The organism is Coleofasciculus sp. FACHB-1120 (assembly GCF_014698845.1).
Taxonomy (GTDB): Bacteria; Cyanobacteriota; Cyanobacteriia; order Cyanobacteriales; family FACHB-T130; genus FACHB-T130.
The window spans coordinates 146,913-170,893 of the sequence record NZ_JACJTV010000009.1; the positions used below are offsets into that span (position 1 = coordinate 146,913).

Below are 23,981 nucleotides of genomic sequence, written 5' to 3' on the forward strand. Positions count from 1 at the left end.
TGCCGTGTACACACAAGTAACTTATTTTGCTCAAAGCCTTCTCAGCCCTAACAAGAACAGCCGGGAGCCATATTCAAAGCCCCTCTGGGTGTCGGAGATGGGTTTGGGGAGAGGTCTGCCGACTTGTGTGTACACGATAGCTGTAGAGACGGGAAGCAGCACCACTTCCCATCTCTAAAATCTATGGAATTCAACGAATCATCAGAAAATGTGGGTGGAAACCCCGTTGTTTTACGACGGCTTTACAATGCTTTGCGGCACTCTCACAAAATAAATACTAGAATGTGAGAATGACACAAAAAGCTTTCAAGTACCGCTTCTATCCAACACAGTCGCAAGAAACCTTGCTTCGGAGAACGTTGGGCTGTACTCGATTGGTCTATAACCGCGCTCTCGCCGCAAGGACTGAGGCATGGTACGAACGGCAAGAGCGAGTGGGTTATACCCAAACTTCTAGTCTGCTGACTGAATGGAAAAAACAAGACGAACTTGATTTTCTTAACGAGGTCAGTTGTGTGCCGTTGCAGCAAGGCTTGAGACATCTGCAAACTGCTTTCACTAACTTCTTTGCAGGACGGGCGCAATACCCCAACTTTAAGAAGAAGCGTAATGGCGGTAGTGCAGAATTCACCAAGTCTGCTTTCAAATGGCGGGATGGTAAGTTGTTCTTGGCTAAAAGTCTTGAACCCTTGAACATCCGCTGGAGTCGAACCATTCCCGAAGGAGCAGAACCTTCCACCGTCACGGTAAAGCTCTCGCCTTCTGGACGTTGGATGGTTTCGTTGTTGGTAGATATAGAGATTAAACCATTGCCTGAGTCTCCTAACGTCGTTGGGATTGACTTGGGTATCACGAGCTTGATTGCTCTGAGTACGGGCGAAAAGATTGCAAACCCCAAAGGTTTTAAAGCTAAACGAGCCAAGCTGAAGAAAGCTCAGAAATCGTTGAGTCGTAAACAAAAGGGGTCTAACAATCGCTACAAAGCTTGCCTCAAAGTTGCTAAAGTCCATGCGGAAATTAGTGACGCTAGACTTGATTTTCTTCACAAGTTGACGATTCGGTTGGTGAGAGAGAACCAAACCATCGCCGTAGAAGACTTGGCTGTGAAGAATATGGTAAAGAATCGAAAACTCGCCCTCTCTATCAGTGATGCAAGTTGGGGCGAATTGGTCAGACAACTTGAGTACAAGTGTGATTGGTATAGTCGCACCTTGGTTAAGATTGACCGTTGGTTTCCGAGTTCTAAGCGGTGTGGCAATTGTGGACACATCGTTGAAAAGTTGCCGTTGAATATCCGGGAATGGGACTGTCCTAAGTGCAGCTCTCACCATGACCGGGATATCAATGCGGCACACAACATACTCGCCGCAGGGCTTGCGGTGAAAGTCTGTGGAGCGAACGTAAGACCGGATAGGCATAAGCCTGATGGCAGTTGCTATGAAGCAGAAAGATCCAAGAAGTGATTTTTGGAATCCCCACGCCTTCAGGCTGGGCAGGATGTCAACTTATTTGTTTTTCTGGAGAGTTTTCGCTTGCTCCAGCGTGATTTCTTTCAGTGACTGATAGGAACTAGCATTTGATGCCCCTTCAATCGCTTTCACAGCTAGATCCTGAACCTGCTTGAGCGCAGAATCGAGTTGTTTCGAGAGGTTGAGAATCCGCGAGTCCTGATTGCGAATCGTTTCCTCTAAAGACTGAATTCGCTGTTCGTGCAAACGCTTTTGCATTTCCACATCTTTAGCATATAAATCTGACTTAATTTTAGTTTGGTAATGGGCAATGCCTTTACCTTCTTCCTTGGCTTTTTTGATAGCCGCTTCCAGTTCCTTGGGAAATACTTCTACCTTAGCTTTCGCCTCATCATATTGTTTTTCTCGTTCAGCGATCGCTTTCTCCCGCTCATCCCATCGTTTCTCTTCTTCTTGCTGGAATTCTTCCAGTTGCTTATACAAACCTTTCTTGGTTTGCTCGTACTCGTCTTGGTTAATTTTGCGCTGGAGTTCTAGATCGTACTCATACTCTTGCACATCCCGCTGGCGCGTTTTAGCTTGCGTCTCATTGCGCTCCTTAATGGAGCGTTTACGCTCTTCTTGCTCTTTGAACCAAGCGCCTTTTTGCTCTAGTGTTTCTTGTTCTAAATTTTCCCGTCTCTGGCTAAGTTCCTCTTCAAAAGTTTTGGAACTTTCTTCATACTGTTGAATGAGCGTATCCAACATTCCTTCTGCGATTTCTAAATTATGTAGTTCTTCTAATTGTTTAACCTCTGTGGCGACTGAACCCCTGAGTTCTTGTAGCTTAGAAGCTTCTAACGTCAGTTTCTCTGACAACTCGCTGACAGCACTCCCGAATCCTAATTGCAGCTTTGCCAGACTTTCAATTACCCGCTCCATTTTTTGTTGATCCGCAGCAGCCTGATTCATTGTTATCCTCGATTCCAATGGTTGTTTGTCTTTAATCGCTGGTGGTTTACTTTGATTCAGTTGCTTCAGTTGCGAGTCTAAGGCTGCTTTCTCTTTACTTAATTCCTCATACGCCGCTAAGATTTCAGCCTTGGTGTTTTTGTCGTTGGGTTTTCTTGCCATTGATAATCTCCTATTTTTGAGAACCGCTATTTACTCGGGAGCTAGCTAGAAGCGAATTTCTAATTTCTCTTTTCGGTATTTGTCAATTTAGCGGAGGAATTGTCAAAGGCTCTCATGGCAATATCTTGTGCTTGCTTCAAGGCAGCTTGAAGTTGAGCAGTCATTTCTGTTATTTGTTCAGATTGTTTTTGAATTGTCTGCTCTAAGGATTGAATTTTAAATTCATTCGCCTGTTTAGTCGCTTCCCACTCTTTTTCATACAAATCAGCTTGCACTTTAGCATCTTGGTGAACGTCTTTAATTGCCTCTTCTCTAGCTTTTTTAACAGCGTCCTCCAATTCTTTAGGAAATCCTTCTATTTTCTTTTGATGCTCCGTAAATTCTGGTTGACGCTTTGTCAGATTGTTTTCTCGCTCTGACCACTGTTTTTCTTTCTCTTTTTCAGATTGTTGCAATTCCCGTTCCAGGTTTCGCTTAATTTCTTCGTACTCATCTGTCTCTATTTTCCGAGTACGTTCTAAATCGTATTGATACTCTTCAACTTCCCGTTGACGTTCGGCAGTTAATAGAGCATTTTGTTCTTGGAGTGTTATTTCAAATTCTTCCTGCTCTTTTTGCCAAGATTTGCGGATGGTAGACTGTTGTTTTTCCAGTGCTTCCCGTTCGCTGGCTGTTTTTTGTTCAAGGGATTTTAGGTTTTCTTGATGTTCTTGCGTTAAGATGTGCAGCGCATCTGCTACTACTCTGATTTGCTGAAGTTCTTGCAAATGCTGCGTTTCAATGTCTAGCGCCCGTTTTAATTCGTCTAACTTTGAAGTTTCACCCGTTAATTTTGAGGACAATCCAGAGACAATACTGCCAAACTCTAATTGCAGATCGGCTAAACCTTTGACAATACTATCGATGGTATAAGTGGAAGCCACTTGAAGAACTTCTTTGTTCTTTTCTTTTTCTGCTTCTTGTTCTTTAGTTGCGATTTTTGACTCGATTTTTTTCTTGTCTGCAATCAGTTGTTTGAAGGCTTCTAGAATCTGTTCTTTGCTGTCTTTGGATGCCACTTTATTCATGCTTTTTCTCCATAAAAAAGTTGCTCGGTTGCAGGTAAATTTCCTACAGCAGAGTGTTGCAATCTAACCCAATATTTTTTGGTTAAGGCTCGATCCCCCCTAACTCCTCCTTAAACAGGGAAAATCAGGCAAAAACGCGCTTTTTTAAGCTTCCCAATTCATTGGGGGATCTTCATATGAAATTGCACTAACCAAAAAGTGGTGCAATCTAACCGGGAACACAGCCCTTTATAGAACATATGTTCTAGTGCAATATACTCAAGGAATTATGGCATTGTCAAGGGAAAATACGCCAAGAAATAGGTGTATAAAAAAATACTGCTTGTAAACAACCTGAGCAGGTAGTAGCCCCTACGAACCTTTTAGTAGGCACGGCAATGCCGTTCCCCTGCGCTAGGGAACGAGAAAGGGAGGTGGGGATGAGGCTAGTAAGTCGCTTGGGTAAGGGTTTGGTGAATTTGGTCTAACACTTCTGCCATCGATAGGGCGGGCACGCGCAGAATTTTGGTAGCGATCGCGCTGAGGATTTCCGGCAACTCTGAGGTAGGTTCATCGACCCCATCCCCTTGATGCTCCAGCACCAAAATCGGCGGCAGAAAAGGCATCTGTCTCAAGGAAGTCAGCGCCTCCATCAAGGCTGGATTTAGCTCCATGTCTGCCAGATCGATCAGCAATAAATCAACGTTTTGGTGTTGAAGTTGCCGCAACACTTCAGTCCAAGAGCGCGAAAGTATACTTCTAAACCCGGCTTTTTGTAGGTAGTGAATTAGAGGAGATGCCTTCGAGCCGCCCCCCTGGGGTTTCGCGAACAATCGAGGGTCGAAGGCTTCGCTTGTCGGGTAGCGATTGACGCTTGCAGATAAATCCATTAGCGATCGCGCATCGACGACTAAAATGCTGGGCTTACAGCTCATCCCGACGGCTATCTGAATCACCTGCAACAAGGCTGCGGTATGGTCGTTCCCCTCTCCTGCCAAACAGGGAAAGACACAAAGACTGCTCACTTGATTTGCAGCCTCAGTGGTTGGGCGATCTAGCGTTACTAATGGTAAGGAAGCAAGGCTCGTCCGTGAGGCAAGCTGTTTGAGATAGGCAAGCGGATCTTCTAGACCCCCACCATCGAGGATGACGACATCCGGCTGCCAAACGCGAGCCAAAAGTTCTGCCTGTTCTAGATCGTCGGCTTCTAGAACCCGGTGATTTGGCGAGAGTCCCAATGCCGTGGGCGAAAATTCTATCGCGGCTTGCTCAAGAGAAGTGAGATGTAAAATCGTCAGGCTAACGTTGGTGCATTGCTTTGGCTTGGTTAAACAAGTCAGGCTGTGGCGTAAAGTTTCCGCCTGGACTGGCAGTGTTAAAAAGCCATCTGCTCGGTTGGAGGCGGCTTGCTCTTTTTCGGCGTTAGCGGCTGTCACGATGACTGGAATGTGGCAGGTTTGGTCGTCTGATTTGAGCAGAGTCAGCACGTCCCAGCCGGAAAGCAGGGGCAAGCACGGGTTGAGCAGTATGGCTTGTGGCTGAAATCGCCGTGCTTTTTCGAGGGCTTCTGTCCCGGAACGAGCGATCGCGGCTCGATAGCCTAAACTGCTGAGTTGCTGGGTTAAATGGTCGATGTAGTGGGGTGCAGCTTCGACAATCAAAATCAACCGATTGCGGTTCAAGGATGAACGATGAGGAGCGAAGGATGCATCCCGATTTTTTTGAGCCTTCATCCTGCTTCCTTCCTCCTTGCGCGTCGGCGGAATCGGAGGAAGTAGCAGGGTAAACTGGCTTCCTTCACCGGGTTTGGAGAGAAAGGAAACATCCCCACCGTGCAGACGAGCCAAACCTTGGGTTAAAACCAGTCCCAACCCCGTCCCGTCAAAGCGGCGGGTCATGGGGTCTTCTAGTTGTTGGAATTTCTGAAAGATTAGATGTTGTTTTGCCTCTGGGATGCCAATGCCGGTGTCCCAAACAGTAAAAGCAATCCAGCCTTCCCACCGACTAACTTTCAGTCCAGTCTCGCCGCCCGCTTCGGTAAATTTGAGGGCGTTGGAAAGCAGGTGTGTGAGCATCTGCCGCAGACGCAAATCGTCCGCCACAATCGTTTCTAATCCAGGTTCGATACTGAGCGTAAAACCCAGTTCCTCTTGGGCGTTGCTAGCGGGTTCTTGCCCCGTCGCCGGTTGGTCTTTTAAGGTTTGGAGTTGTCTCGCTTGAGATAAAGCGCGATCGCACACTGTCAAAATATTGACGGGTTCCGGCGATAGTTCCATCTGACCCGTCTCCATCCGGGTCAAATCTAAAATATCGTTGACCACCGTCATCAACTGACGCCCACTCTGATGAATCAGCTTTGCATAGCGTTCCTGACGCTCGTTGAGCTGTCCCAATACCCGATCCTTTAGCAAGCTGGATAAACCCAGCACGGAAGTTAGGGGAGTCTTCAATTCGTGGCTGATACAGGCTAAAAACTCATCCTTCATCCGGTTGAGCTGCACTAAATCCGCATTTTTAGCCGTTAGTTCCTTGGCAACCTGCTGCTGTTCGGTGATATCCGTCGCCATCACTAGCCATAAGTCAGTGCTGAGTGCTGAAGATTGCTGGTCAGGACTCAGTGAAGAGGAAGAAGCGGGAATATACGAATTTCCTCGGAACTCCTGTTCTGGGGTTTCGCCAAAGGTTCCGAGAAGTTCTAACTCAGCCCCGTTCTGCCACAGGGGAATTTTGACAAACTGCCAAATGCGCTCGTTGCCCTTTTTCCAGGTTCTAGAGGACTGGGTTGCTGAGGAATTATCGAGAGGGTTATTTAGAGTCAGGGTGGCTTCTGTGGCTGACATCACGCTGGCAGAATCACCGCTGACAGAGGCTTCATCTGCACCCAAATCGGATCGGTTGCTTGGCTTTGAAGGCTCCCATCGCCGAGCCGACTGAATTTCCTGGGCGCTAGACTGGGCGCTAGAACTTCCGGCGAATATCTCGCTCCACGCTGAGGGCAAGGAATCTAATCTGGCAGGTGCCTCTTGCTGTACTACGGGTGGGTGAAAGCTTTCCCCAATCTGCTGACGCCAAGTTAGGTTCTGAGCGATCGCGTGTCCAGAACTTGTTTGCAATCTTAAAGGCAATGGCAGTTGTTCTAGCAGTTGCACTAAGGTTCGGTGTCCGCCGTGCGATTGCCCCGTTTGTGTCCCTGTCGGCTTCACCGCAGCGGGGAGTTGCGCGGTGTTTGTTGCGACTGACCGAGGGAAAGACGGTTTGCGTAGATGTCCGGATGCTTGGAGGGCGGCTTCTCGGAGCGGAGTTGCTTCCTGCAAGGCGATCGCATCTTCTTGGAGTTCTCCACAGGTATACGCTTGGGAAGCCCGCTTCTGACTACTACCGATGGCCCATTCCTCGCTGCCTTCGGCGGTTGCCATGAATTTTAAGATACGCTGGCTATCTAACAAACCCAAGAATTGATGAGTGGGATCGACTACAGCCCAGTGTTGCGGTATTTGGGAATTGCAAGAGCGTAAATACCCCCGAAATTCTTTCAAAGAAAGCTGGCTCGGCAAGGTTGTCAACCGTTCAATCAGAGGGAAATCCAGGTGACACAGGGGTTGCTGTAAATCCAGCGTCAAAGGAGCAACTAAATAATTTTCTTGGTTGAACGAATTTGTTAATCGAAGATGAGGCATTATTGCCCGCAGATTGATGACTCCCAGTGGATGTTGCTGTTCGCTGACTACAACCAGGCGATCGCAACGACCAGAGCTAAAAATCTCTAGCACCCTTACCAATGCCACTGTTTGTTCGCAAACGGGAACTGGCTCAATAAATTCCTTTAAACTGGGAGTGGATATGGACATGACCAACCTGGCTAGGGGAAAGTGCAACAAGAACGCACGCAGTACGTCGCCGCTCGAATTCATCGCTGAGGCTCAGTAGGTGCGGAGAGCGCTTGGGTTTTTCCCTGCCTACAGCCTATCGGTATTTAAAAAGGAGTTGACAAAATTTGGATTTCGTACGGCTAGTTTTTAAAAAGCAAAAACAAGGTACTGCTCAATTATGCCTCGGTCGAGGGGGCTTCTTGAGGCTACTAATTACAATTAATAACAATTGGATTAATGATTAAATTAATATTAAATAGTTAATGAAGAATGCCGGTGAGAGATCCTCCTCCTGAGCGCTGTCTCCAGACAAACACTAATTTAATTTTTACTTTACATTACTTAAAGTTTTGCATCAGCCGCTGTCTATTTGTACTTTTGTGCGCTCTGAGTCGTTGGCACAGTCCTTACGCGATTCATTGTGCAGCGAATCCCCGAAAGAAGCGATCGCCGTAGAACATCGCTATACTCTGAACCAGATATCATCCTTACCTGAGTTGTTTGACTGGGTTGAGCAGCACAAGCAGCAAATTGATTGTTTGGTTTTACAAGAAGACTCGTCGCTGCGTCCCCTCGTCAATCACTTGTATGAACAAGGCATACTGCTGCCAGTTGTGATTTTCTCCGGGGTAACGGATGAAGCCAGTCAGGGAGCAACCACCCTAGAGGGGCAAAATCCCACCCGTAGTGCCCCGAATTCTACCCAAGCCTTGGAGACTTATATCTACCACCCAGGGGAAGTTTATGTAGCTGCAACCGAAGCGGACAAGATTGTACGGTTGATTGAACGTGCGATCGCTCAGTTTCTGACCCTTGCTCCCACCTGTCTCCTGCCCGATTGCTCCATCACCGTTGATGCCATCACCGAGTTGCACACTCAAAATTTTCTCATGCTACAGCAGCGACGGCTGTCTGAAAAACTTAAGGAGCGATTAGGATACTTGGGTGTGTACTATAAGCGAAATCCGCAGTCTTTTTTCCGCTATCTATCCCGAACGGAAAAACAAGAGCTTTTACAGCAACTCCGCGCAGAATACCGCAAAATCGTTCTCAGTTACTTTTCCAAAGAGAGTACACTGAATCAAATAATCGACCAATTTGTGACAACGGCTTTTTTTGCCGACATCTCTGTTTCTCAAATTGTCGAAATTCATATGGAATTAATGGATGATTTTTCCAAAAAACTGAAAGTAGAGGGGCGGAGTGAAGAAGTCTTACTGGACTATCGCTTAACTTTGATTGATGTCATCGCTCACCTGTGCGAAATGTATCGCCGTTCCATCCCTAGAGAGTCATGAGCCTACGCTTTAAACAATTCATTTAAAGCAGACTCCGAAAAAAAAACCTAGACTTTAGACAATTCCGATTTCCCACTCCAACACTCTTACCCTAATCCCTACGCTATGAGTGCGCTAAAGAAAACTTATGTTCTCAAGCTCTACGTTGCTGGAAATACTAGCAATTCTGTACGAGCTTTGACAACACTCAAAAATATCCTTGAACACGAATTTCAAGGTGTCTACGCTCTCAAAGTGATCGATGTTCTCAAAAATCCGCAACTGGCAGAGGAAGATAAAATTTTAGCTACGCCGACCTTAGCGAAAGTATTACCACCTCCAGTCCGCAAAATTATCGGGGATCTTTCAGATCGGGAAAAGGTCTTGGTAGGGCTAGATATTCTCTACGAAGAACTCACTGAAGCCGAAGCGGATTTATAAACTTTAACTCGGACTGGAGGCTTTAGACTTTAAACTCTTGTATGTTTCCTAACCCGTTGCTGCAAATAGAGCCAATTTTTTGCGACTGAAGCGATGACTAAAACTAATCCGATTGAGCAACAAACCGAGTTGGCTCCACTGGGAGTACAAAAAATCCGGACGATGATTGAAGGCTTCGATGATATTAGTCATGGAGGCTTACCTCTAGGGAGAACCACCTTGTTCAGTGGTACTTCTGGAACTGGCAAGACATTATTTGCCGTTCAATTTCTTTACAATGGAATTGCTTATTTTGATGAGCCTGGGGTATTTGTAACTTTTGAAGAATCGCCTACTGATATCATCAAAAATGCCTCTAGTTTTGGATGGAATTTGCAACGATTAATTGATGAAGGGAAGTTGTTTATTCTGGACGCTTCCCCCGATCCAGAAGGGCAGGAAGTGGTCGGAAATTTTGACCTTTCTGCTCTAATTGAGCGCATACAGTACGCCATTCGTAAATATAAAGCTAAGCGAGTTTCTATCGATTCTGTTACCGCTGTTTTTCAGCAATATGATGCCGCTTCCGTGGTGCGGAGAGAGATTTTTCGCTTGGTAGCCCGCCTCAAGCAAATTGGCGTTACTACAGTGATGACAACGGAACGGCTAGAAGAATATGGCCCGGTAGCGCGGTTTGGGGTAGAAGAGTTTGTTTCCGATAACGTGGCAATTGTCCGCAACGTTTTAGAAGGAGAACGCCGTCGCCGCACGATTGAAATTCTCAAACTTCGTGGCACTACTCACATGAAGGGGGAATATCCTTTCACGATGACCAATAATGGCATCAATATTTTCCCACTCGGAGCGATGCGGCTCACTCAGCGTTCTTCCAATATCCGCGTTTCTTCGGGTGTCAAAACCCTTGACGAAATGTGTGGGGGTGGATATTTTAAAGATTCTATCATTCTAGCAACAGGTGCCACAGGTACCGGCAAAACGCTTTTAGTTAGCAAATTTTTGCAAGTTGCCTGCACAAACAACGAACGTGCAATTTTATTTGCTTACGAAGAATCTCGTGCCCAACTATCTCGTAACGCCTACTCTTGGGGCATAGATTTTGAGGAGATGGAACAAAAAGGATTGCTGCGAATCCTTTGCACCTATCCAGAGTCGGCTGGATTAGAAGACCACTTGCAGATGATTAAGTCAGAAATTGCTGAATTCAAGCCGTCTCGCATTGCCATTGATTCGCTTTCGGCATTAGCCCGAGGCATCAGCAATAACGCCTTCCGACAGTTTGTAATTGGTGTCACAGGTTATGCCAAGCAAGAGGAAATCACTGGCTTTTTTACCAATACTACAGATCACTTCATGGGTTCCCACTCGATTACGGATTCCCATATTTCCACGATTACAGACACGATTTTGATGCTGCAATATGTGGAAATTCGCGGTGAAATGTCCCGCGCTATCAATGTCTTTAAGATGCGGGGTTCATGGCATGAAAAAGGTATCCGCGAGTACACGATTAGTGACGCGGGAGCTGAAATTAAGGATTCGTTCCGCAATTACGAACGAATTATCAGTGGTTCTCCGACTCGGATTGCGGTTGACGAAAAGAGCGAACTCTCCCGAATTGTCAGAGGCATGAGGGAAAACGGCGACGATACCGAAATCTAACAGCTCTAGTAGGAGCATCTGGAATCTGTAAAGCTTCTATCTTTAGGCTTATATCCGAAGATATACGGGTACAAGCATTCGCTCTCCCCAAAGACGGAGTGCGGTCATTTTTCCTAATCTTAAAAATGGTGAAATCCCCTGAGAGCCTTGCTTTTACGCGAAAATCCTGGGATTGATTTTCTTGAAAATTCCCGGCTTCTTTACACAATCTTCATAATTTGGCGATCCTTTTGCTACTTTTTTAAAGTTTAGGTAAAGATAAGCTGGAATCCGTAGCAATATTTTTGAAGGAAAGATTAAATATAAAAAACGTCAATCCGCATATTTACGGAGTTACCCGATCTTTAAGGCTGGGAGACTGAAGAATATAAAGTAGTCTAGTCGTTTTCATCTGACCACAGCCCAGGGGAGGAGATTGAGTCAAATGCCGACCTTCGAGAAATCTCAACTTCAGTTAAACAATTTTCAACTGCTTGATGAGATATTTTTCCCCACAAACCATCAAACTGATGCCAGATTGAATCTTAAGCAAATCTGGGAGAAAGTTGCACTGCAATGGGAACAAACTGCTGCTTCTATAGAAACTCCTAGAGAAATTTGGGACAATATTCCGACAGGGAAACACTTCGATTCGATTCTGGATCTAGGATGTGGATATGGCAGGCATGCTGCCTATCTTTCAAAACAAAAAGAAATCACCTGCAATCAGTATTACGGAATAGATATTTCTGAAAATATGCTACGTCGGATGCTGACCTTTAATAAGGCATACAATTTATTCTCTTCACCGAATTTTGCTTTAATTTGTATGCAAATGGGTGAGTTGCCCTTTGAGGACAATTCAATAGAATTTATAATCTCAAGTAGTGTTTTTCTTCACCTAGAAAAGCAACAGCTCACTAAGAACCTGGCAGAAATTGCTCGTGTCATCAAGCCAGGGGGAGTTTTTATTTTCGAGGATTTATTTTACAACCGCTACTGTCCGGCAAATATCCGAGATAACGTTCTGAGAAAAGTGAGGAAATCTGGAGCCACTTTAGCCGATCTCAAGCAATACTCCTTGCGGGAAATCAACTGGCTACTGAAAAATTCCCAACTATCGCAAAAATGCCCTGAATATACGATAAAACCCCATAAATCTGTCATGCTAGCAGAACAACTAAGGGGAGTTGAGATTTCGGCTACGCCAGATATTGATCGGGAAATGAATCCTTCCAAATTTTTGAAAGGACTTTTGGCAAGTGGTTATTGCGTTTACTCGAAAGGCTAAAGGTAAAGATTAGAGGAGAGACGCGATCGCGTCTCTCCTTTTTAGGGCTTTCAACGAGCATGGAGGGATTCGAACCCCCGACCCTCAGAACCGGAATCTGATGCTCTATCCACTGAGCTACATGCCCTAATAACTTGAATAGTATAACATTTTTCGGGATTTAGCAATTCAGGCATTCCGGATGCTGTTACTTTCCGGTAAATTGGTCAGCGGCTGGGCGATGCCTCTCAAAGAAAATGATTCGCTTTGCACCTGATGCCAGAAGCCTTCATTTTGATTGCCCCTAGTCTATATCAGCCCTTTTTTTGCTGCTGAATCGGAATCTCAATAATAAACTCTACGCCCTGTAAGGGTAATGAAATACAACGAATCTGTCCCCGGTGACGCTCCACCACAATAGAGTAGCTGATAGACAATCCTAAGCCAGTGCCAGCCCCCACCGGCTTCGTCGTAAAGAAAGGGTCAAATATCTTCTTTTGTACTTCCTCTCTCATGCTAGGCCCATTATTCTTAATCCGGATTGCAACCCGATCCTTCTCTACAACAGAGGTACGAATCCAAATTGTAGGTGATTGTTGATGATTCATTGTTGATGACTCATTGCCATTGTCTGTGAACGATAAACCACAAACCTCTTCTAAGGCATCAATTGCATTACTGAGAATATTCATAAATACCTGATTCAACTGACCTGCATAACAGGTCACTTTAGGCAGGTGAGCAAATTCTTTAATCACCTCAATCCCCAATCGTTTTTGCTGAGGTTTGAGCCGATGCTGCAAAATTAACAAGGTGGATTCAATGCCTGAATGAATATCTACTGGCTTCATTTCTGCTTCATCCAATCGCGAGAAGTTTCTCAATGACAGCACAATAGATTGGATGCGTTCGGCTCCTACCTGCATAGAAGATAAGATTTTCGGGAAGTCTTCTTTCAAATATTCCAATTCAATTGTCTCCATCTCTCGCTGAATTTCTGGAACTGGATTGGGATAAAACTGCTCATACATCTGTATAAGATTGAGCAAGTCTCGCGCATATTCATTTGTAGGGGCAAGATTGCCGTAAATAAAATTGACTGGATTGTTAATTTCATGAGCTACTCCCGCCACCAGTTGCCCAATACTAGACATTTTTTCTGCCTGAATCAGCTGAGCTTGAGTGCGTTGTAATGCGCTTAAAGTGAGTTCTAGCTGTTGGGCTTTCTCGCGTTCTCGCGCTTCGGCTTGCCGCAATGCCTCCAGATTAGATAGCTGAAGATGGAGATTAATTCGAGCCAGAAGTTCATTTTTCGAGATTGGTTTAATTAGATAATCGTTAGCACCAGACTTAAATCCTTCTACTAGGTCTGATACTTGATTTTTAGCAGTTAACATCAAAATGGGAAGTTCGGTAAGCGAATACTGTTCGCGGATTTTCTTGCAAACTTCATAGCCGGTCATGCGCGGCATCATTACATCCAATAAAATGATGTCAGGTCTTAACCCCTGCGTGATCGCTGCCAATGCTTCTATGCCATTGAAGGCTTGGGTTAAAGAATAGTTCTGTTCCGATAGATAGTTGACCAGCACCTGCACGTTAACTGGCTCATCATCCACTATCAAAATCTTGATGTCGCCACTTTGGGCTGCAAATTGCTGTTTAGCCGGTTGCAAATTAGCCAGTTGCAAGTTGGCAAGTTTAGGTTTCAATTTTTCAACCTTCAATTCTTCAACCTTGACCTCTTTGGAGAGGGGTAGGGTAAACGTAAATCGTGAACCAACACCCATTTGAGATTCTACGCAAATTTCCCCATTGTGCAATTCCACGAGCTTTCTAGTAATCGCAAGACCAAGACCAGTCCCCCCATAAATTCTGGCTGTTGAGCCATCAGCTTGTTCAAAAGATTCAAAGATTTTGCCAAACTTTTCAGGGGGGATACCAATTCCCGTATCGGCAACAGTAATCGCTAGATAAGGTACATACGCAGCCTCAACAGAATCTTCCTTCTGTCCCTCCTCGACCACAGACGCCGACACTTCTACCACACCAGAGTCTGTAAATTTAATAGCATTGCCGACCAGGTTGTAGAGAATTTGTTGCACCCGATCTTCATCAGCATTAACAAACGGTGTATTTGGAGGAATTTTATTGATCAGCTGCAAAGATTTTTTACCAATTAGAGGCTGGTTGAGAGTTAGCACCACATTGGTAATTTCTCTCATTGCCACCGGCTTAAATTTAAGCCCTAAATTTCCATGTTTCAGTTTGGAAAAATCAAGGATGTCATTGATCAAATTGGATAATCGATGAGCGCTCGATACTACCATCGATAAATTAAAAACTGTCTTCTCAGGCAGGTGTCCCGTTACACCATCTATCAGAGATTCGGTGATGCCAATGATGCCATTAAGTGGAGTGCGGAGTTCGTGGGAGGTATTTGCCAGAAACTCATCTTTTAACTCCTCCATCCGTTTGCGTTCGGTGATGTCTTGGAAACCGCTCAGCATTGCTTGCTCGCCATTGAACGCAATCGGCTGAATGGATAAGTTGATCCAAAATGGCGTTCCATCAACCTTTTTTGCCTGAAATTCGTAGTTACGGACGTACCCATTTTTAGCCATTATCTTTAGCAACTCTTTTCGAGCCTCAGAATCGTAATGAAACTCTTGTGCATGACGACCTATCAAGTCCTGAGTGGGCAAACCCAACATTGAGCTACACGCCATGTTTGCATACAAAATCTTGCTATCAGAAAGACGGCTAATCAGTAGAGGAACGGGAGTGGTTTCGGCAATTAATCGAAATCGCTCTTCGCTTTCGCGTAAGCGATCTTCTGCTTGCTTGCGGTCATCAATTTCTTGCTTGAGGTCAGCATTTAAGACTGTCATTTCATCATAGAGTTTGGCATTTTCTAGAGAGATAGCAATTTGAGAAGACAGCATTTCTAAAATTTTCAGCCGGTCAGGTGTGAAAGCATTAGTAGTTAGATTATTTTCGAGATAAAGCAGACCAATTAGATGCGTTTGCTTAATAATTGGAAGACATAATATAGATTTTGGCTGGTATTGTAAAACGTAAGAATCTGATTTAAATAAGCCTTGGTTTGTGGCGTCGTTTAAAACTAAATTTTCCTTCGTTCTTTTTACATAATTGACAATAGCAGGAGAGACCTTTTGACTGGATTCTACGGGAATAGATTGGAGAACTGTTACCTCAGCACGATCGACTTCTCCCTCAGCAGCGATCGCTAAGTTCCCCGATTCTTCGAGAATGAGAAAGCCTTTCTGCGCTCCAGCATTCTCAATCACAATTTTCATCAACTTTTCTAGCAATTTGCCTAAAACGATTTCACTCGCTAAGGTTTGGCTGGCTTTCACGACTGTCGTTACATCCAACAATCCCGAATCGCTCCCAGTACTAGAAGAATTTATGTTGCTCAGACTCCCCGTTTTGGCGGTTGCAGATACCCCGGAAAAGAACTGCGGATATTTTTCTTCTACATCATTCACTTTAGCGATCGCGCCCCATTTAAGATAGCCATAGTGAGCTTCCATAATATGGGCTTTTGCCAGCACGGTGTATCCTTTACCCAGAAAGAACTTTGCAGCTAGTTCATTGGCTATCGCTTCGTTCTGGATATAATCGTTTTCTCTCGCTGAGTTAATTGACTTTTCATATAAATCCAGAGCCTCCTCATCTTTGCCGTTAATCCGTGCTATTTCAGCGGACATTAATAAATATTTGTGTAAAAAGTTGTCCGGGCAAGCTTCAGACCACTTCCTCATCTTTTCTACATTTATTAATAGATTTTCCATGACCGGCTCTTTCTCGGCTTCCCGCAAATTAGGGTAAAGAGCTGCTTGGATTAAAGTAGAATAAAAATAATGTTCCGGGATCATGATAGTCGCAAAGGGAATCGAGATAAGGGTTTCCCCATCTGCGATCGCTTTCATCGCGTCATCATATTCTCCGTACAAATAAAGTATTTGAGCCTTCAAAATACAATAAGTAACATAAAGAGCTGGAACCTTTTTCAATTCATCCCGATGCTCTTCTTCTTTAAAATTATTATCGTTGAAACTCGTTTTTTCTTCTGTTTCTCCTTTTAAACTTAAAGCAAACTTTTGGATGACTAAAAACATATCAATAAAAGAGCGAATCTTCTTTTTTAATGTAAATTCTAAATATTTTTGTGCTTCTTGATAAACTTCATCCAAATTATCTCCTTTGAATGCTAATTTAACAGCTCTGTAGTAAGCTGAATAAGTAGCCCATTGAAAATCGCCAATTTCAATTCCGTCCTGAAAACCATTTTTTAAATATCCCTCGCACTCTGTCCTCAAATGATTTTTCCAGTGACTAATGTATGAGCCAAAAATCATGTTAAGTTTACATTTAAGGGTTATATTATTAAATTTTTTATTCACTTTTAAGGCTAATTCACCATATTGATAAGCTGCTTCAAATTCATCTCTTCCTGCCAGAGTCCACCCATAAGACATATAGGCAAAAGAAGTGACATTTGAATTGCCATATTTCAAGGATATGTTAACCATTTTTAACATTATTGAATCAAATATGTGCTTGCCGATAAATCGGGCAGGCGGAGTCATATTTATAAGAATCTTTGTAGCAGCTACTTTCTCCAGATCGGTCATATCCGGTGCATCAATTAAATCTTTAACTGCTCGCCCTGCCAGATTTTCTTTAACCTTTTGAGCCTCAGCTTCTATTACTTTTGTTAGTTCCTCTTCACCATCGGGGAGGTCGATACCAAATAATCTCAATCCTGTTTTACCGATTTCAATTGCTTCTTTAGTTTTCATCAAGTTGGTCGTATATATAATGATTTTTAGGATATATACGCTTGCTTTTTCCAAGTTTGATGAGGCCTTATTCAAAATAATGTCAAAAAATCTTTCGCATTCACCAATATTTCCATTTAGATATTCGCATTCTGCACGTTCTTTATAAAGAGATAATGTTAACGGATACTGCAATTCCCATTTATTATGCGAAAGCAGTTCCATTCCGGTAGTTATATATTTTAAGGCGGGTTCAAAAGCCGTAGATAGCTTGGCTTTTTTACCAGCGGTTAGATTTAAATTTGCTAGCTCATATCTTTCCTCTAGGTTATTTATAATGTCTTTGCCACAATTAAGTTGATTAACAACATCAAAAATTTTGTCTTCTAGTTCTTCTCGATCTGTATTTCTAAGTAATAGTTGACCTACTTTGAGATGAACCTGTTGTTTATCAGTTTCTGGGATTAAGGAATAAACGGCTTGCTGTACTCGGTCATGTAGAAATTTGTAGAAAACTGCTAAATCATCATTAGAAGCCTTTAAAGTATCTTCTATATAAGATTCAACATATTTATATGCATTACCAATGGGTAGAATAAGTCCTTCCTTAAGGGCTTCCCGAAGTTCAATAGATGTTTCTATCTGAGACTTTTCATTAACAATCGATAAAACTTTTAAATTAAATTCATTGCCGATGCAAGCTGCAAGTTTTAGGGCTTTCTGAGTAGATTCGGAAAGTTTTTTAACTTTTTTTACCATTAACTCAACTACATTATCAGTGATCTCCACTCCTCGAATTTGTTCAATATCCCACTGCCAAGAACCCCGTTTCAAGTTAAAATTAACCAGATTCTCTTCGTAAAGAGATTTTAAAAACTGGGTTAAAAAGAAGGGATTGCCATTCGTTTTCTTAAAAACTAATTCTGCTAAATGATTTGAATTTTTTGAATCGGATTTAAGCGTATCGACAATTAGGGAATTTACATTGTTAAGAACTAAAGAGTTCAGAGATATAGTATTCACTGTAATCTCGCTCTTTTTAATTTCCTCCAAGGTCAGCATCAAAGGATGAGTTGCACTCACTTCGTTATTTCGGTAAGCCCCAATCATGAGTAAGTATTGACTATCCGGATCGGTCATCAATAGACAAATTAATTTCAATGAGGCTGAATCTGCCCATTGCAAGTCATCCAGGAATAAGACTAGGGGATGGTCTTTTGTCGTAAAAACACTAAGGAACTTTTGAAAAACTAAATTCAATCGATTTTGGGCTTCTGCTGGAGCAAGTTCTGGAACTTGCGGTTGTTTGCCGAGAATGAATTCCACTTCAGGAATTACATCAATAATGACTTGACCGTTGCAACCCAGAGATTCTAATAGTTGGGTTTTCCAAAAGTCTATTTTTTCTTCACTTTCCGTTAAAAGTTGCCGAACTAATTCTTGAAAAGCTTGAATTAGGGAAACATAGGGAATATTCCGTTTGAACTGGTCAAATTTGCCCGAAATGAAATAACCTCTTTGCCGCACAATTGGTTTATGAATTTCATTGACTAAAGCTGATTTACCAATTCCCGAAAAGCCAGAAACTAGCATCATTTCAGTCGAGCCGCAGCTAACTCTTTCAAAAGCTGCCATTAGAGAAGCAATTTCGGAGTCTCGACCATAAAGTTTTTGGGGGATTTGAAATTTATCGGAGATATCGTGTTTACCGAGCGGGAAGTTGTTAATCTTTCCAGTACTTTCCAGATGAGTTAAACAAATATCTAGATCAGCCTTGAGTCCAAAGGCGCTTTGATAGCGATCTTCAGCATTTTTAGATAATAACTTCATTACGATGTCAGACACCGCTTGTGGAATGCTTGGATTTAGATGTTGGGGTGGAATTGGAAGGCTGGCAATATGACAGTGAACTAACTCCATCGGATCGTTAGATTGAAAAGGCACCCTTCCAGTTAGCATTTCGTAAAAGGTGATGCCCAAGGAATAAAAGTCAGTACGATAATCAATTGAGCGATTCATCCTCCCCGTTTGCTCTGGCGATATGTAGGCAAGGGTGCCTTCTAGCAAATTGGGATTGCCAATCATCTGGTTTTCTCTGGACAGACGCGAGGCAATGCTAAAATCGGTAATTTTTACCAATCCTGTTTCTGGATTGATAATAATATTTTGAGGTTTAATATCCTTGTGGATAATGTTGTTTTGATGTAACTGACTAATTGTTTCTGAAATATTGATAATTATTTGGAGCTTTCTCTTTAAATTAATTTTATTTTTTAAAAGAAAATTATATAGTGAATCCCCACCACAATCTTCCAAAATTAAGAACCAATATTGATTATATTTTTCTAACTCTAAAGGTTTAACGATTCCTGAGATAGGTAAGTTATAAGCTATGTCGTATTGATGTTTAAGCTTGGCAATTTCGGTGAGAGCTGGATACTCTTGCCAAAGAGCCTTAACAATAACAGGTTGATTTCCTTGATGGCGATACCCTCGGAAAACAACTGTTTTTGTTCCTTCATAGATTTTTGATGTGATTGTATAACCGGGAATTTTTAGCATAATTTTTTTTTAAACTGGCAACTACAGTTAATTACAGTGTTTCGCTCAGCAGGAATGTGCAGGGTATTTATACAGTAATCTTTCGTCAAACTGCGAGGTTGATAAGCTGGATACAAATGTTGCTGTTAGCCTGCTATTAGTCTAAGTTTAGTCAACGAAATAATGGAACAGACTAAATTTAAAGGGGGAATCAGTGTAAGAACTTCCGGATTTAAATGTTCAATCTGCCGGCAATCCAGCATCAGAATCGCTGATTCTGCTATTGATGCCTGAAAAACAATCCAGCTTTGCTGTTTTCTGGGCATAGTGGTCTACTAAGGCGGTGAGTATTTTGATTGTACAGAGTGACGGCTGTGGCATCACTCTATACTAGGAGAAGCAATATTAAACCTCTTAATATAACCAATCTTTACGGGTGAATGGCAATTTCCACGCTTTATCTGCTCGTCGCCGCAATAGGACTTGATAAATGCCCATGTGGTTCTGTTCAAAGGCAAGAGCGAAACCAATGAGATAGAGTCGCCATAATCGGACTTTACGTTCGCTGCTGAGGGCGATCGCTTTCTCCATTACTGCATCCAGATTAGCCGCCCAACACCGCATTGTTTTGGCGTAGTGTATTCGCCAAGCATCAACATCGACAATTTCCCATCCCGTCTCTTCAGCGACAGCTAAAGAATCGGACAGCCTGGACAGCTCTCCGTCTGGGAAGATATAACGTTGAACAAAGCGCTCGTTGAGGCTGGAACCGTCCCATTTTTCGGACGCGGTGATGCCGTGATTGAGAAACAAACCCCCAGGCTTCAAGGTAGATAAGGCACTCTGAAAATAAATCGGGTAGTTTTTAATTCCCACGTGTTCAACCATCCCAATCGAAACAATTTTGTCAAAAGTTGGCGTTTGGGGTAAGTTGCGATAGTCGAGAAGCTCGACTTTTAGCTGGGTTTCCAAACCTTCTTTCGCGATCGCTTGTTGGTTAAAAGCCAGCTGTTCTTTACTCAGAGTAATGCCATATCCCTTCACTCCGTAATGAGTTACAGCCCAACGTAGCAAAGCTCCCCAGCCACAGCCAATATCTAATAAATATTCCCCTGGTTTTAATTGGAGTTTACGGCAGATCAAATCAAGCTTTGCCTGCTGAGCTTCTTGCAGGCTTATCTGGGGATGTTCAAAATAGGCACAAGAATAGACGAGTAAAGGATCGAGCCAAAGACGGTAAAAATCATTGCCGACATCATAGTGATATTGAACAACTGCTAAGTCGCGATCGCGACTATGAGTGATAAATTTCTGCCAAGGTGATTTCTCTGGCTGCGAGAAAGGTAATTGGGGTAGACTCAACGCTTCCATCCAAGCTTTGATTGCTTTTGTGCGATCGCATTGGGAAAAAGAAAGCGCTTCTAAGAGCATCAGATCGTCGATGTTACCTGTAAAGTCCAAAAAACCCTGAAGATAAGCTTCCGCTAGAACCAAAGGATCTTGACTCAGAATTAGAGTCCGGATGACTCCGGGATGATGAATCTGTAAAGTGAGTTGAGGAAGCGAGTCATCAATTGTTTCATTAGTCAGTATCTTGTCTGTCCCCCAGCAATCGATGCAGAATTTCAGAGGCAGTAGAGAAAACCGTTCGCTCAAGATATCTCGGATGCTGGTAGGAACACAAGAATATGACATAGTTGATTTAGCGTGTTAATGGTTATGTATCAGTAGCAATTGGGAATTTGGGATTTACTCTCACCCAACGGTGAGGCAACTTTATCCTGACGATGTATCGCAACAACGCCGAAATGGTACTAATGATGAGTTGACAACTCACCCATTCATATCTACAGACAAATAACCAATAATCACTAAGACTGCGTGCAAATTTTTCTACACCTGTCTAATCGGAGGTGAAACGACTGCGCGATCGCAGACTCGCCAAATCCATAAATATGGCGGTAGAAAATATAGCAATTCTCTATTGGATAGAGTATGGTTTAACCCCACTCCAACTCCTCTCCGCTTGTCCGGGAGGGATTCAATATACCCGTCTCCGTGAACGGAGACGGGTTGGGGGTGAGATTCTTGAGATTGCACTAAGAAGTGAAAACCCCTATAAACCTAATTTGTAGAGGCGGGTAATCCCCACTAAAAGTAGGGGCACGGCATTGCCGTGCCCCTAGGAAATTTTCGGATATCAGGGTGTAACGCTTTCTAACAACGCCTAACAACATTTTTGAGTTAGTCCAGGCGTTTTATATCAAAATGATATGCTTTCAGCAGCTAATGGATCAAATTCACCCACTATCCAACTGAAGAAGTGATGCTTTTCAGTTCGATTTCGCTTGAGGATGGAACTTTGACATTCCAGACAAGCCCTAGGCGATTGAGGGCGAGGATACCCAGCCAACCGAAATCAAGTTGCCACCATCTAAGTCCAAACTTTGCTGAGTGCTGGAAGGCATGGTGGTTATTGTGCCATCCTTCACCGAGGGTCATGATGGCGACGAAAAGGTTGTTCTTACTTAGATCGTCTGTGGGAAATTGGCGTTTCCCCCAAAGGTGGCAAACTGAGTTGACGCTAAAAGTAAATTGATGCAAGAGGAAAATCCGGATACCTCCTCCCCAGATTAAGCCTCTTAATGCTCCTGACCACGACCCGGTTAAGACTCCACCCAGAAGCGTCGGGATTAAGAGGGAAAGTAGCACCCAGAGGATGTAGAGCTGGTCGATTTTTTGGACAACTTTGTCACGATTGAGATCCGAGACATAGGGGTATGGGGGCGTCCAATCGACGTTTAGCAGCCAGCCAGTATGGGCGTGCCAAAAGCCTTGAACAACTCCCCAAAACCCTTCTCCGTGGATATTTGGTGAGTGGAAGTCTTGTTGAGTATCTGAGTAGAGGTGATGACAGCGATGGTGGCTCACCCAGCTGGCGACTGGGCCTTGACCTGCCATGCAGCCAGCGATCGCTAAAAAGGCCCGCACAAATGCCCCCGCCTGAAAGGCACGATGGGTGAAAAACCTGTGATAGCCCACAGTGATGCCAAAGAAAGTCAGGGCATACATTCCTACGAGTAGGCTCAGATCCAGCGGCTGGACCCCGCGTTCCCAGAAGATGATAGCCAGGGTCGCAGCAATAAATCCCACCACAGGCATGGCGACGACGATGACATTCAGTGTTTTCTGAAAATTGTTGATTTTAGAAGGATTGGAGAAAGAGATTGACACTTGTTTGGTTGAAATAGACTACTCGCGCAATAAAACTAAGAATATCTGATTGTTTGCCGTTAAATTCCCGAATAATTGTCCATTTTAGGGCTGATACGAGTCTGTTTCCATAAGCCTAAAGGAAGGTCTAAAGGAAGGTAATCGGGTCTACGGGTGTACCATTTTTACGGACTTCAAAGTGGAGATGGGGTCCCGTAGAAAAGCCAGTAGAACCAACCGCCGCGATCGCATCGGCTCGGTTTACAGATTGTCCTTCCGAAACATAGATTTCGCTGGCGTGACCATATAAGGTCGTGATGCCATTGCCGTGGTCAATGATTACCGCCTTCCCGTAACCTCCATACCATCCGGCAAAAATTACCTCTCCGCCGTTGGCGGCGCGGATCGTGCTGCCATGACTTCCCCCAAAGTCGAGACCAGAGTGGAAACGGCGATAGCCCAGAATCGGGTGAACTCGCCAACCAAAGTTGCTCGTAATTCCCGCATCGCTAGGGTAGCTGAAAATACCCGTGCCGCGAATAATGTCCCGACCACGAAGAATGGCTTTGCTTGCTGCCGCTTCTCTTTCTCTTTTTGCTTTCGCTTCGGCAACTCGTTTTTGAATAAGAGTGCTAATCCCTTCGGAATCCTCTGCTAAAACGTTCTCGGCTGCTTCTAAGGCTTGCCGGTTGGTATTCAAGCGTTGAATGAGCTGCTGCTGCCCCTGTGACTGAGCTTCAAATTCGGCTTTTTGTGCCAGTAATTGTTGGGTAATCAGGGCAATTTGGTTTTTCTGCTGTTCGATCTCAGCTTTTTGGCGGTTGATTTGGTCGGCTTCCGCCTTTAAGTTTTTCAAAATTTGCTGGTCGGCTTGAAACACCAATTTGATCTGGCGACGCCGGTCGGAAAATTGACTGAGATTTTGGCTGGAAAGCAGCATTCCCCATCCTTGGTGAGAGAGCTGCTGGCGTTGCAGGAAACGCAAACGGGCGACGGTAGCGGCTTGCTTTTGTTGATAAGAGCGTTCTGCGATCGCTAGATCCTCTTGCAACGCCTTTAAGCCCTGAGTGGCTCGTTGTAATTGGTACTGATAGTCATTCAGCTGGGTGCCCGTTAGTTCCAGGTTTTGCTGCAAGCCACTGAGTGTTCCCTGAGCGGCTTTCTGGAGTTTTGATAAGCGATCGCGTTCTTTAGAATAATTAGACCGCTGCCGATCCAGTTGTTGCTGCATCTGTCGCAGCGTTTCTACTGTGACGGGTGACGGCGAAGGTAAATCTTCAGCTAGCACCGGCATCA

At 43.9% G+C, this 23,981-nt stretch carries 13 protein-coding genes and 1 tRNA gene; 6 read left to right on the forward strand and 8 right to left on the reverse strand.

The window, feature by feature from the left end:
- Positions 1-290: 290 nt before the first annotated feature.
- Positions 291-1,463 carry an RNA-guided endonuclease TnpB family protein gene (locus H6H02_RS11365; protein WP_190817624.1) on the forward strand — a complete coding sequence of 391 codons (1,173 nt, stop codon included), beginning with the start codon at positions 291-293 and terminating at the stop codon, positions 1,461-1,463.
- Positions 1,464-1,505: 42 nt separating this feature from the next.
- Here the strand turns inward: H6H02_RS11365 and H6H02_RS11370 are convergent, their stop codons facing one another.
- From H6H02_RS11370 to H6H02_RS11380, 3 genes are all read right to left on the reverse strand, one after another.
- On the reverse strand, positions 1,506-2,582 hold the full coding sequence (locus tag H6H02_RS11370) for a hypothetical protein (protein WP_190817626.1): 1,077 nt from the start codon (positions 2,580-2,582) through the stop codon (positions 1,506-1,508).
- Positions 2,583-2,641: 59 nt separating this feature from the next.
- Positions 2,642-3,649 carry a hypothetical protein gene (locus tag H6H02_RS11375; RefSeq protein ID WP_190817628.1) on the reverse strand — a complete coding sequence of 336 codons (1,008 nt, stop codon included), beginning with the start codon at positions 3,647-3,649 and terminating at the stop codon, positions 2,642-2,644.
- A gap of 425 nt (positions 3,650-4,074) precedes the next feature.
- Complete coding sequence (locus H6H02_RS11380; RefSeq protein ID WP_190817631.1) at positions 4,075-7,476, reverse strand: ATP-binding protein; 3,402 nt, start codon at positions 7,474-7,476, stop codon at positions 4,075-4,077.
- A gap of 371 nt (positions 7,477-7,847) precedes the next feature.
- Here H6H02_RS11380 and H6H02_RS11385 point away from each other — a divergent pair, with 371 nt between their 5' ends.
- The 4 genes from H6H02_RS11385 (at position 7,848) to H6H02_RS11400 (ending at position 12,144) form a co-directional block, all read left to right on the forward strand.
- Positions 7,848-8,795 (forward strand): circadian clock protein KaiA, encoded by a 948-nt coding sequence (locus H6H02_RS11385; RefSeq protein ID WP_190817633.1) that lies wholly within the window; start codon positions 7,848-7,850, stop codon positions 8,793-8,795.
- Positions 8,796-8,900: 105 nt separating this feature from the next.
- Positions 8,901-9,215: a circadian clock protein KaiB gene (kaiB, locus tag H6H02_RS11390; RefSeq protein ID WP_190817635.1), complete on the forward strand. Its 315-nt coding sequence runs from the start codon at positions 8,901-8,903 to the stop codon at positions 9,213-9,215.
- 93 nt (positions 9,216-9,308) lie between these two features.
- Positions 9,309-10,874: a circadian clock protein KaiC gene (kaiC, locus tag H6H02_RS11395; RefSeq protein ID WP_190817637.1), complete on the forward strand. Its 1,566-nt coding sequence runs from the start codon at positions 9,309-9,311 to the stop codon at positions 10,872-10,874.
- Between the two features lie 424 nt (positions 10,875-11,298).
- Positions 11,299-12,144 (forward strand): class I SAM-dependent methyltransferase, encoded by an 846-nt coding sequence (locus H6H02_RS11400; RefSeq protein ID WP_190817639.1) that lies wholly within the window; start codon positions 11,299-11,301, stop codon positions 12,142-12,144.
- 54 nt (positions 12,145-12,198) lie between these two features.
- Here H6H02_RS11400 and H6H02_RS11405 read toward each other — a convergent pair.
- The 3 genes from H6H02_RS11405 to H6H02_RS11415 all read right to left on the reverse strand — a co-directional run bounded on the left by H6H02_RS11405 (position 12,199) and on the right by H6H02_RS11415 (position 21,167).
- Positions 12,199-12,271: transfer RNA gene (locus H6H02_RS11405), tRNA-Arg, on the reverse strand.
- Positions 12,272-12,437: 166 nt separating this feature from the next.
- Positions 12,438-19,493 (reverse strand): ATP-binding protein, encoded by a 7,056-nt coding sequence (locus H6H02_RS11410; RefSeq protein ID WP_190817641.1) that lies wholly within the window; start codon positions 19,491-19,493, stop codon positions 12,438-12,440.
- A 393-nt stretch (positions 19,494-19,886) separates the two neighbouring features.
- On the reverse strand, positions 19,887-21,167 hold the full coding sequence (locus tag H6H02_RS11415) for a class I SAM-dependent methyltransferase (RefSeq protein ID WP_190817643.1): 1,281 nt from the start codon (positions 21,165-21,167) through the stop codon (positions 19,887-19,889).
- A gap of 218 nt (positions 21,168-21,385) precedes the next feature.
- Here H6H02_RS11415 and H6H02_RS26865 point away from each other — a divergent pair, with 218 nt between their 5' ends.
- Positions 21,386-21,607: a hypothetical protein gene (locus H6H02_RS26865; RefSeq protein ID WP_206757272.1), complete on the forward strand. Its 222-nt coding sequence runs from the start codon at positions 21,386-21,388 to the stop codon at positions 21,605-21,607.
- A 172-nt stretch (positions 21,608-21,779) separates the two neighbouring features.
- On the opposite strand, the gene H6H02_RS11425 is transcribed toward H6H02_RS26865, so the two are convergent.
- Both H6H02_RS11425 and H6H02_RS11430 read right to left on the reverse strand, forming a co-directional pair.
- Positions 21,780-22,706 carry an acyl-CoA desaturase gene (locus H6H02_RS11425; RefSeq protein ID WP_190817646.1) on the reverse strand — a complete coding sequence of 309 codons (927 nt, stop codon included), beginning with the start codon at positions 22,704-22,706 and terminating at the stop codon, positions 21,780-21,782.
- Positions 22,707-22,833: 127 nt separating this feature from the next.
- A complete protein-coding gene (locus tag H6H02_RS11430; RefSeq protein WP_347342604.1) occupies positions 22,834-23,979 on the reverse strand; it encodes a peptidoglycan DD-metalloendopeptidase family protein in 1,146 nt (381 codons plus the stop codon).
- Positions 23,980-23,981 lie beyond the last annotated feature (2 nt).